The sequence below is a fragment of the Acinetobacter sp. CIP A162 genome, from assembly GCF_000367905.1.
Taxonomy (GTDB): domain Bacteria; phylum Pseudomonadota; class Gammaproteobacteria; order Pseudomonadales; family Moraxellaceae; genus Acinetobacter; species Acinetobacter lwoffii.
In genome coordinates this window covers 402,283-413,949 of record NZ_KB849159.1, presented here as the reverse complement: position 1 = coordinate 413,949, position 11,667 = coordinate 402,283, and the positions used below count along the sequence as shown (strand labels likewise).

General features: G+C 44.4%; 9 protein-coding genes and 4 tRNA genes. 9 read left to right on the top strand and 4 right to left on the bottom strand.

Features of this window, described 5'->3' with window-relative positions; genetic code table 11:
* The first annotated feature begins 68 nt into the window (after window positions 1-68).
* From F995_RS16785 to F995_RS08190, 9 genes are all read left to right on the top strand, one after another.
* Window positions 69-227 (top strand): hypothetical protein, encoded by a 159-nt coding sequence (locus tag F995_RS16785; RefSeq protein ID WP_004646377.1) that lies wholly within the window; start codon window positions 69-71, stop codon window positions 225-227.
* Window positions 228-404: 177 nt separating this feature from the next.
* Window positions 405-480, top strand: a tRNA-Glu gene (locus F995_RS08230).
* 114 nt (window positions 481-594) lie between these two features.
* Window positions 595-2,007, top strand: coding sequence for an amino acid permease (locus F995_RS08225; protein WP_004646376.1), 1,413 nt, complete (start codon window positions 595-597; stop codon window positions 2,005-2,007).
* An 83-nt stretch (window positions 2,008-2,090) separates the two neighbouring features.
* Window positions 2,091-2,984, top strand: coding sequence for an alpha/beta fold hydrolase (locus F995_RS08220; protein ID WP_004646375.1), 894 nt, complete (start codon window positions 2,091-2,093; stop codon window positions 2,982-2,984).
* 245 nt (window positions 2,985-3,229) lie between these two features.
* Entirely contained in the window at window positions 3,230-4,141 is a 912-nt protein-coding gene (locus F995_RS08210; protein ID WP_004646374.1) for an alpha/beta fold hydrolase, read from the top strand.
* A 131-nt stretch (window positions 4,142-4,272) separates the two neighbouring features.
* Window positions 4,273-4,348 (top strand) — tRNA-Glu (locus F995_RS08205).
* 24 nt (window positions 4,349-4,372) lie between these two features.
* Window positions 4,373-4,448: transfer RNA gene (locus F995_RS08200), tRNA-Glu, on the top strand.
* Window positions 4,449-4,494: 46 nt separating this feature from the next.
* Window positions 4,495-4,570: transfer RNA gene (locus F995_RS08195), tRNA-Glu, on the top strand.
* Between the two features lie 307 nt (window positions 4,571-4,877).
* A complete protein-coding gene (locus tag F995_RS08190) occupies window positions 4,878-6,299 on the top strand; it encodes an iron-containing redox enzyme family protein (RefSeq protein ID WP_004646373.1) in 1,422 nt (473 codons plus the stop codon).
* 66 nt (window positions 6,300-6,365) lie between these two features.
* On the opposite strand, the gene F995_RS08185 is transcribed toward F995_RS08190, so the two are convergent.
* The 4 genes from F995_RS08185 to F995_RS08170 all read right to left on the bottom strand — a co-directional run bounded on the left by F995_RS08185 (window position 6,366) and on the right by F995_RS08170 (window position 11,663).
* Complete coding sequence (locus F995_RS08185) at window positions 6,366-7,610, bottom strand: NADH:flavin oxidoreductase/NADH oxidase family protein (RefSeq protein ID WP_004646372.1); 1,245 nt, start codon at window positions 7,608-7,610, stop codon at window positions 6,366-6,368.
* Window positions 7,611-7,740: 130 nt separating this feature from the next.
* A complete protein-coding gene (locus F995_RS08180) occupies window positions 7,741-8,751 on the bottom strand; it encodes an ABC transporter permease (RefSeq protein ID WP_004646371.1) in 1,011 nt (336 codons plus the stop codon).
* Window positions 8,751-9,797 carry an ABC transporter permease subunit gene (locus F995_RS08175; protein ID WP_004646369.1) on the bottom strand — a complete coding sequence of 349 codons (1,047 nt, stop codon included), beginning with the start codon at window positions 9,795-9,797 and terminating at the stop codon, window positions 8,751-8,753. The genes F995_RS08180 and F995_RS08175 overlap by 1 nt, the downstream gene beginning before the upstream one ends.
* 24 nt (window positions 9,798-9,821) lie before the next feature.
* A complete protein-coding gene (locus F995_RS08170) occupies window positions 9,822-11,663 on the bottom strand; it encodes an extracellular solute-binding protein (protein ID WP_004646368.1) in 1,842 nt (613 codons plus the stop codon).
* Window positions 11,664-11,667: the final 4 nt, after the last annotated feature.

Below are 11,667 nucleotides of genomic sequence, written 5' to 3'. Positions count from 1 at the left end.
ACATGCTGCTGCTCTTTTAGATTTGCTTAGGCTATAATTAATGCGATTTCATATTTTGCCTTTGTATCATGTTAAAAAAGATCTTACTGGTTTTACTGATTTTAGCCCCATCCGCGCTATATCTCTATATCGTCAACCGTGATGATGACAACACTGCGGAGACTGAGACAGTATCAACCCCAGCTGAAAACTCTCAGCCTGAGCAATATCAAACTCCAGATCACTAAGTTTTAGTGATCTTTTCAAATATTTATTTTTTATAGTCCTGAAATCTGTTCAGAAAATAACATCTTAATAAAATAAAGTTTTTGTTTTGCCTAATGTTTAAACTGTTAAATGAATTTTAGCAAAAACCCTTTTGACAAACCCCGGCTTAATCCTTAATATACGCATCACCTCGCAACGTCCCTATCGTCTAGAGGCCTAGGACATCGCCCTTTCACGGCGGTAACCGGGGTTCGAATCCCCGTAGGGACGCCATCTATTGATCTCATACGATCAGACCTTATTCGAAATTACTATTATTCGATTGCAGATTTGTAGTTTTTCACTACAATAGCTCGCTTCATTCCTTTGAAGTATTTCTTATTTCCTATGCACTCATCTCCGAATGATGCTACGCATCAGGGCAATTCTGCGCCTTTAAAACGCGCTATGAGTACTCGACATCTGGTCATGATTTCGCTTGGTGGCGCAATCGGAACAGGCCTATTCTTAGGGTCGGGTGAAGTCATTGCACAAACGGGGCCTGTAGGTGCCATTCTCGCTTATCTCCTGGGCGGTATTATCGCGTACATGGTGATGCTATGTTTGGGCGAACTTGCCGTTCATATGCCAGAATCTGGTTCATTTGGTGCTTATGCCAAACGCTATATTGGGCCAGGCACAGGCTATACCATCACCTGGTTATACTGGCTGACGTGGTCGGTCACTCTCGGAACTGAATTTACTGCAGCGGCCTTGCTGATGCAGGAATGGTTCCCGGACATTTCTATGTGGTTATGGACCATTATCTTTGGTGTATTCGTATTTAGTCTAAATATGATTTCTACTCGCTGGTTTGCCGAATCCGAATTCTGGCTGGCACTGGTGAAAGTGGTCACGGTTGTTGCTTTTATTCTTTTAGGTCTATTGGCCATCTTTGGTGTTCTGGGCTATCAAGGCTATGAAGCTGCACCTTTATTTACCAATCTGACTGCACAAGGCTGGTTCCCTGAAGGTCTATTCCCGATTTTTGCTACGATGCTGATCGTGAACTTTGCCTTCTCTGGTACCGAGCTGATTGGTGTGGCTGCCGGTGAAACTGAAGATCCTGCGAAAAATGTCCCTAAAGCGATTAATACGGCAATTTTCCGCTTATTAATTTTCTTTGTAGGTACCATTATCGTGGTAACAGCCTTACTTCCGCATCAGGAAGCGGGCTTAGCCGCTGAAGGCGTGAGTAGCAGCCCATTCGTAACCGTATTCCAGCACATTGGTATCCCATATGCTGAAGACATCATCCGCTTTGTCATTATCACTGCATTGTTGTCTGCTGCCAACTCAGGTCTATTTGCTGCTTCACGTATGATGTGGTCATTGTCATACAGCAAACAGTTACCTGCCGTATTCTCAAGACTGAATGCTCGCGGTGTACCGTATATTGCAGTCATGGTGACCATGCTGGGTGCATTGCCAGGTTTATTGTCTGAACAGTTTGCGCCAGAAACGATCTTTACCAACTTGCTGGGCGTTGCGGCGTTTACCATGGTGGTGGTCTGGATGAGTATTTGCTTAAGCCAGTTCAACTTCCGTCGTCAGTGGTATAAACAAGGTCATACGGCTAAAGAGCTGGGCTTCGCTGCACCATTGTTCCCGATTGTGCCAATCCTGGGCTTTGTGTTCTGTTTTATTACCTGTGTCAGTATGGTCTTTGATCCATCAATGCGCATCAGCTTCGTAGGATGTCTGCTGTTTATTGCAGCGTGTTATGCAAGTTATTATGCCTTTTATCACAACAAGTCTTAAGCATCAGTTTTAAAAGAGCGGCTCCGGCCGCTCTTTTTTTTATCTATACTATAACCATAGTGGGCAGCCTTAAGGGTGCGTCGATGAAAATTGTGTTTATTCACGGCATGAACAAGCAACAGTATACGGCTACTTCATTACGTCAACATTGGCTGCATCTCCTCAAAACAGGCCTCCGGAAAAACCCTCAACAGCAAGCCCGTTTTACTTATTTAAAACGGCATATCCGTATCCCTTTTTATGGCGATTTACTTTCTCGGCATCATTTTCATAACGTATTGAATGCCAGCACCCTGATGCCGCAACAATGGCCGCATTTCCCTTTTTTACATCCCGCACAGCTGCAACCGGCACCGCCACCAGATCAGTGTACCTATCAAATTTGTGACGTCCCGCAGTTAAATCTTGATGATATCCTGAATTTCAATCGGAAACTGAAGTTCATCACAGCATTAAGCAAAGATATTGCCTTGCGGGATTTTGCGGTAATCATCAATTATTTTCCCAGCTTACACGCCAGCTTTTTGCATAAATTTTTGCTAGAAGCTTATCTTTATTTGGCCAACCCACATTTTATGCAGGAAGTTCACCGCCGCATTCATGATCAACTCTATAGCAGTAGGCCACAGATTCTGGTGGCACACTCACTCGGGAGCGTGATTGCCTATAATTATTTGATTCAGCATCCGGAGCTGAATATCAAGCGTTTTATTACCCTCGGATCACCGTTGGCATTTCGGGTCATCCAGGCTCATCTGCCGCAACCAATTGTACGACCTACTGCAATTTCAGGTGACTGGATAAATTTCTATTGTAGTGATGACTTTCTGACTACCTTTCGGTTATCAGAACCACCCTTTCAGTTTCAGCCGGCGATTATCAATCAGGAGATTCATACTTCCATCTATCATCCGCATGATATTGATGGTTATATTCAGCATCCAGACGTCATTAAAGCGCTCCTGGAATTACTCTAAGACTCACGCCAAACTCTAAATTCAACTTTTACCGTTCCATTCATATTCTTCTTCTATTCAGTATAATCTTTCATCCGAACCTACCAATTCACTGCTTTTTCTGCCTTTTTTATAAATATACAAATGTCTGTTAATGATTGTTTTATCGAAGATAATTTAAACATTAACGCCACAAAAAGTGCAGCTTGGCTTGCCGCAATTTTCTCTATACTGTGAATATATAGATCGACCTCCGTGAGGTATCGATGAAAGTTATTTTTATTCATGGAATGAACCAGCAACATCATAGTGCTGCATCGATCCGCCAGCGCTGGCTGCATATACTTCAAAAAGGCATTCGCAAACACCGTCATGATGCCAGATTCAGTTATTTACGACGTCACATTCACATTCCATTTTATGGAGACTTACTTTCACACTATAACGTTCGCAACATCCTGAATGCTGGAACCTTGATGCCCCAGCAATGGCCCAGCTTTCGTTTCCGTCAACCTGTCCATCCTCAGCTTCCTGCACCCGTTCCACGTCCTGGCTGGCGCAAGCCCGTGATTTCCGATCTTCCCCAGCTTCATTTGAATGGCCCGATGGATTTTAAACAGAAATTCAAATTTATTACCACGCTAAGCAAAAATGTTGCACTGCGCGACTTTGTATTGTTGCTGAATTATTTTCCCAGTCTGCATCGGAGCCTGCTTCAAAAATTTCTGATTGAAACCTATCTGTATCTCGACAATCCTGCTTTCATGAAGGAAGTTCATGAGCGAATTGCCCGGCAATTGAATGGTCGCAAACCTTGTATTGTGATTGCTCATTCTCTGGGCAGTGTGATTGCCTATAATTATCTTATTCAGCATCCTGAACTGAACGTACAGCGTTTTATTACTTTAGGATCGCCATTAGCCTTTCAGGTGATCCAGTCACATTTACCGCAACCCATTGTACGACCTGCAGCAATTACAGGCGACTGGATAAATTTTTATTCAACTGATGATTTTCTTACCGCCTTTCCTCTTACACAACCGCCATTTCAGTTTCAACCCGCAATTATTAACCACGGCATTCGTACCCATATTCACCGCCCGCATGATATTACCGGCTATTTACTCCATCCGCAGGTAGTAGAAGCAATTCTGGAATTGCTTAAAAATCCAGCTTAAACCATGTAATTTTCCAGTATTTTCTCTAGATTGTTTTAAATTTATGCACTCAACCCAGAAAATCATTTTTTTTATGGAAATGCGTTTGACACCCCCCTGTTTTCACCCTATTATACGCCCACCTCTGAAACGTCCCTATCGTCTAGAGGCCTAGGACATCGCCCTTTCACGGCGGTAACCGGGGTTCGAATCCCCGTAGGGACGCCAATTTTCAGAAGTACATTTTATTAAGTCCCTATCGTCTAGAGGCCTAGGACATCGCCCTTTCACGGCGGTAACCGGGGTTCGAATCCCCGTAGGGACGCCATTACTTCAAGCTAAAAGTAGCGGTTTTAAAATTTATCTTCTGTACTGTCCCTATCGTCTAGAGGCCTAGGACATCGCCCTTTCACGGCGGTAACCGGGGTTCGAATCCCCGTAGGGACGCCATATTCGAGATGGCAACATCTCAACAAAAAGCCCGAGCATTGCGACTCGGGCTTTTTTTATCTTGCAAATTTTATTTCTGAAAACTTTAAACCTTGTTTTTATCATTCGTTCAAATCTAGCTCTCTTTCTGGGGGCTGCCATCCCATTCTTAATTTTACAATTTGTATTGTTTTAACATTTCTATGCATAGAAATATCCGTTCATTTTCATTTAAAGCAATACACCAATAAATTAGAACAAAAATTCAACACCCTGCTTTTAGAGGGCACGTTAAGGTAAATCAAGAGAAATCTGCAAGGATCAGATTATGTTCGTCAGCACAGAGCTAAGTTTACCTTTATCGCCAAATAAAAATCATAATTATCAAATTAAAAGCTTTAAGGATTGGGTCGACTTTTTTCAAGATACTGAAATTTCGACATATACCAAAACTGAAAAAGCTGAATCTTATTTGAGCGATCTGATTAAAAATTTAAATATTGATACTCTCGGATGGTTAGATCAGCCCGCACAGGTTGAACAGCATCTTTTAGAACAACATCATCAAATCTGTGCCACTTTCCAGGCCTATGTCAATCGCCGTAAACAGCAGCAGCCTCGGGAATATTTTCCAACGGTTTCTCATGCTTTCGAATTCCTGGCCAAAGTTGCACCGGTCAAACTGGTCGATGGTTCCTGGTTATATTCGACCGTGCCAAACTGTAATCAGCCCGAGCTAAAAGATTTGATTTACATCTATCTCGAAGAGCTTGGTTTAGGGCATCCGCGTGCCAATCATGTCACCATGTATCAGGACCTGTTGAGTCATTATGAGCTGAACAGTTACACCGAGCATTTGGATGACAGTTACTACGAACAGGCTGCCGTACAGCTAGCACTAGCTTATGCCCCAGCCAAATATTTACCTTTGGTCATTGGCTTTAATCTCGGCTATGAACAGTTACCGCTACATCTGTTAATCACCAATTATGAACTGGCTGAACTGGGTATCGATCCGCATTATTTCAATGTGCACATTACTATTGATAATGTTCACAATGGTCATGCACAGAAATCCCTGCAAGCGTTTATCCAGCATTTTAATCAAGCTGAAGATCCACAAATTTATCTTGAACTGATTAAAAAAGGCTATGTTCTGAATGACATCGGCAAAAGTTCCTCCCAGATCATTAAGGAACTGGATATTGGGCAGATGGCTTTAAAAGTTTTCCAGAATAAAGCGCTGATTGGTCAATATATTCATAATCAGAAATGCCAGTTTAGTGGCAAGACCATCAATGACTGGTTATCCAATCCTGCCCAGATTGCCGAGTTTTTGCAGGTCATGATTGACAAAGGCTGGATCGTAAAAGATGCACCAGTGGAGCAAAGCCGTTTCTGGAAAATGATAGATCATCCGGAAGGTAAAATGTTTGGGGTTTTTAATGCAACCGAAAAACAGATTATTAAAGACTGGATTCAGGGTGCAAGCTTAGCAACTCGCCTGTCCTCTCGTAGTGCAGCGCCATCACAAGCAAAAATTGAACCTGCAATGAGCCGCATGGACCAGCAGCGCTTGAATCAGTTAAAAAGCCGCTTTATGCGCTGTGAAGGTGCTGAACAGAAAATTGATCTACTGATTCCTTATACTGCACCGCATATGCATCACACCGAAATAGGCTTATGGGCGACTCGTCAGTTAAGCCAGTTATTATTTCCTTTTCAGACCCAGGCGATGCATTATTCCTAAAGCACTCCTAAGTGCCAGAAATTAAAAAAACCGGACATTTGCAGTGTCCGGTTTTTTTGATAAAAATTAAGCCGATTTTCGTGAGTTTAATTGTCCCTTGATTACCGCTTTGACATTGCCTTTCAGATACTGCAAAAAGACTTTTAGTGGTGACAGTTTCGGATTAGGCTGCTTGCCTTTAGCAATTTCCTTAAACTGCGCGGCATACCAGATGATTTCCATAATCGCCATCTTGTCGACCATTGGAATACCGGTTTTAATTTTCTCAACCGCATAACGTACATCCTGCCCTGCAACCAGACGATTACCCAAGTCAGGTTCTACTGCAAAGGGACGTGCGATTCCAACAAAATCACAGGCACCACTGTCAAGCGCAGCATTCATGCCTTCAACTGTTCGGAATCCACCAGTGACCATGATATAGCACTTCACTTCCTGACGGATTTTTTCGGCAAAATCGAGGAAATAGGCTTCACGGGCAATGGTCGAGGCCTTGCGCTTGTCTGCTTTCACGCCGGCCATCGCAGGTGCTTCATAGCTACCACCTGACACTTCAATGATATCAATGCCTGCCGCGTCCATCGCTTTAAAGACATAGATGACATCTTCTTCGCTAATACCGCCGCGCTGGAAATCAGCTGAATTCAGCTTAACCGAAATAATAAAATTTTCCGAAGTCGCAGCACGAACAGCCTGATAGGTTTGCAGCAAGAAACGGGTACGATTCTCAATACTACCACCCCATTGATCCTGACGCTTATTGGTCAGCGGTGACAGAAACTGGCTAATCAGATAACCATGTGCCCCATGCAACTGCACCCCCTCAAATCCTGCTTTTTCACAGATAGCAGCCGAAGTGGCAAAGCGCTGGATAATATCCAGGATTTCATCTTCACGCAGTTCCCGCGGGGTTCCAAAGCTCATTGCCAAAGCCGGACTAAATGGGACTGCGGACGGTGCAACCGTTTCTTGATTCAGGCCCTTAGGACACTGGCGGCCCGGATGCGACAACTGGACCAATTGTACCATGCCATGCTGTTTGCCTACGTCGGCCCAGACTTTGAGCTGCGCCAGATCGCGTTCTGTTTCTACCACTACGACGCCCGGTTCATTCTTAGCACGATAATCCACCATGACATTACCCGTAATAGCACAACCCAAACCACCTTCGGCCCATGCTTCATACAACTTGAAATGCGCCTGATTGGGTTGGCCGGCATCATTGGCCAGTGCTTCACTCATGGCACCTTTAATGATGCGGTTTTTAAAAGTGATATTGCGAATTTGAATGGAATCGGCCAATTGAGTCATGATCTGTCCTGATACGTTACTTTTATTTTGTACTCGTTTATAACGTAAGCCAGAACAATTGACAATCAGTCTTGTCAAATTTACACAATTTTTATCTGCTTATTTTTTCATGGTTAAAGATTTTTGTGATTTAGTTTCTTGGATCAAAAGCATCCCGTACCGCTTCTCCCATATAGATTAGCAAACTCAGTACAATTGCCAAACTAAAGAATCCCGATAATGCCAGCCACGGTGCATTTAAGTTGTTTTTGGCCTGAAGCAAGAGTTCCCCTAGGGATGCCGACTCGGGTGGCAAACCATACCCTAAAAAATCCAGCGCTGTCAGTGCAGTAATATTGGCGGTTAGCATAAAAGGTAACTGTGACAGGCTAGAACCTATCACATTGGGGAGAATATGTTTGAACATGATCCGTCCATCCCCGGCCCCAATACTTCTTGCTGCCCAGACGTATTCCAGATTTCTGGCGCGCAAAAACTCAGCGCGCACCATACTCACCAGTGTGGTCCAGCCAAATAACAGCATGATCAGAAATAGCCAGTAAATACTCGGGGTAAACAGACTGACCAGTACCATCACCATAAACAGCATCGGCAAACCGCTCCAGACTTCGAGTATGCGTTGCCCGATCAGGTCAATCCATCCACCATAATAACCCTGAATTGCCCCTGCTAAAATTCCCAGCACCGCAGACAATAAAGTCAGAGCAAAACCAAACAGTAATGAAATCCTTAAACCATATAGAATCCGTGCCAGAACATCACGGCCCTGATCATCTGTTCCCAGCCAGTTTTGCGCACTCGGGGGCGATGGCACCGGTTCAGCCAGTTCAAAATTTGGCGTTTGATAGGAAAACGGAATGATGGGCCAGATCGCCCAGCCTTTTTCTGCAATCAGTTGCTGTACGGCAGGATCTTTATATTCTGCTTCTGTCTCAAATACCCCACCAAAAGTGGTTTCCGGATAGGATTTCAGGATGGGCAGATAAAAAGCATGATCATATTTCACCAGCAAGGGTTTATCGTTAGCAATCAGTTCTGCACCCAAGGAAATGATGAAAATAGCACTGAAAATAATGAAGCAGCTAAAGCCCAGCTTATGCTGCTTAAAACGTTGCCAGCGTATTTGCATCAAGGAAGACATTATTGTGATCCTCGACGTGAACTGAAATGAATTCTTGGATCAATCAGTTGATAGAGCAAATCGCTGAGTAAACGCAGTATCAGACCGAGCAAGGTGAAAATAAACAAAGTACCAAAAATCACCGGATAGTCACGCTGGATAATTGCCTCAAACCCTAAAACACCTAACCCATCCAGATTAAAAATAATCTCGATAAACAGGTTGCCCACGAAAAACACCCCGATCAGAACTTCGGGCAAACCTGCGATGAGCACTAAAATGGCATTCCGGAATACATGCCGATATAGCACTGCATATTCAGTTAAACCTTTTGCCCGTGCAGCCAGGACATATTGCTTGCTCAGCTCTTCTACAAAGGAAAATTTGACCAGATAGGTCAAACTGGCAAATCCGCCAAGCACCATGGCCAACAGCGGCAAGGCCATATGCCAGAAATAATCCTGAATTTTCGCAAAGAATGAGAGTTCAGCAAAATTTTCAGAGCGAATTCCCTGCAAGGGAAACCAGTGCAGATAAGACCCGCCAGCAAAAAAGACGATGAGTAAAATGGCAAAAATAAAGGCTGGAATGGCATAGCCCACGGCCAAAACTAGAGAGGTGGTCTGATCAAACAGACTGCCATGTTTGCGGGCTTTACTGATCCCTAAAGGAATGGAGACCAGATAAATCAGCAAAGTACTCCACAGGCCTAAAGAAAGCGATACCGGAAATTTTTCCCAGATGAGTTCAGTCACAGGCTTGTCTTTGAAAAAACTCTGCCCCAGATCAAACTGCGCATAACGCGTTACCATTTCCCAAAAGCGGATATGCAGCGGCTGGTCAAAGCCGTATTGGGTATTGATCTGCTCAAGCATCTCCGGTGTGAGGCCTTGCTTTCCCTGATACTGCAATCCGGTATGCGTCAAACCATTGACCTGGTGCGCCTGATAAATCACCTGCTCCACCGGACCACCGGGTGCCAGCTGGATCACCATGAAATTGATCAGCAAAATGATCAGCAAGGTTGGAATCATCAGCAACAGACGTTTGAGAATATAAGTGCTCATGGCACTCCTTGATAGGCTTGGAGCTTAATGCTGTTTGAAATAATCAGCCACATGTCTGGCCTTTGCCGCATCGACCCACCAGTAATCAATCCCGGCGGAGAGTTTAGGTTTTCGTTGCGGCTGCTGATACATATTCCAGTAAGCATACCAGTATTCGCCCGTACCATAAGTCAGAATATGATAATAGCCTGCACGCAGTAAACGGTCTAATGCTCGGGTACTATTCACCAGCTGTTCACGGTTTTGAGCCTGTGTCACCTGCTGAATGACGGCATCAATGGCCGGATTTCGAATGCCGGCATAATTATAATTACCTGGCTGCGTGGCGGCCTGACTGCCCCAGAACTGTTTCTGCTCCTGCCCCGGTGTCAGGGATTGCGGCATGGTATCGACAATCATATCAAACTGATAATTCCGCAGCCGTTCATAATATTGCGCGGTTTCTACCATACGAATGCTGGCCTGAATGCCCAAGCGTTTTAAATGACGTAGATATGGCATCAGATCACGTTGCTGTTCCGCCTGATGTAACAGGAACTCAATCTGTACCGGTTGACCCGCAGCATTGACCAACTTCCCCTGTTGATAACGATAGCCTGCCTTTAATAGCAATTGACGGGCCTTTAACAGATTGTTCCGGTTAAAACCGGAGGCATCTGACTGAGGATATTTCCAGTCCTCAAGTACCGCCTGACGTTGAACCGGATCAAGCTGCTTTAAATGGGGTTTTAAAATGTGCAGTTCTTGAATGCCTGGCCGTCCATGAGATGCAAGCTCGCTATTGGAAAAAAAGCTGTTCAGGCGCTGATATTCACCATAGAACATGGCTTTATTCAGCCATTCAAAGTCATAGGCAAAACTCAAGGCTTGGCGGAAACGGATATCGGCAAAAGGCTGACGGCGGGTATTGAATATCAGACTCTGGGTCGGAATCGGGTTGTGATGCTGAAAGCGGTAACGCTGCACCTGTCCTTGCCGAACGGCGGGAAACTGGTAGTCTTTCACCCAGCGGTTGACCTGTTTTTCCTCATGCAAGGTAAATTGGCCCGACTTGAAAGCTTCAAACTTGATTTCAGGACTACGATAATAACGATACTTGATCCGGTCAAAATTATAACGCCCGCGATTGACCATCAAGTCTTTGCCCCAGTATCGGGGATTGCGTTTGTAGCTAATACTACGTCCAGCATCTATGTGTTCAATGACATAAGGCCCTGAACCCAGCATCGGTTTCAGCGTCAATTCTTTAAAATTACGTTTTTGCCATTCCTGTTTAGAATAAATGGGCATCTGCGCGACAATCATCGCCATTTCCGGATTATGTCCGGATTTAAAATGCATTTTGACCTGTAAAGGTGACAGGACTTCCAGCCGGTTTAAATCAGCCAAATACATCTGCAGGCCAAAATTGGACTGGGTCTGAAACAGTTCAAAACTGTATTTGACATCTTGTGCAGTTACCGGCTGGCCATTACTAAACCGTGCTTTCGGATTTAAATGAAAAATAATAAAGGCAGTTTTCTTGGGGTCAAAACTGACTTTTTCCGCCAGCAAAGGATAGTACACACCGGGCTCATCCAGTGACTTGGACAGCAAACTGTCAAAAATATAGTTGCCCCCCTCAGTGACATTGCCCTTGCCATTCATGCTGTTCAAATTATCGAAACTGCCATCAGCTGCCAGAATCAGCGTACCGCCTTTCGGTGCTTGCGGATTGGCATAAGGCAGGGATTTGGCCTGGGCATATTTCGGCTGGCTATGTAGTGCAATATATGGGGTGGTGATCAGGGCTGCCCAACTGCTACTTACGAGCAGCGGGGCTAGCCAGATCAATCTGAAAGTTTTAAATAAATGCGCGAATCTCATGATC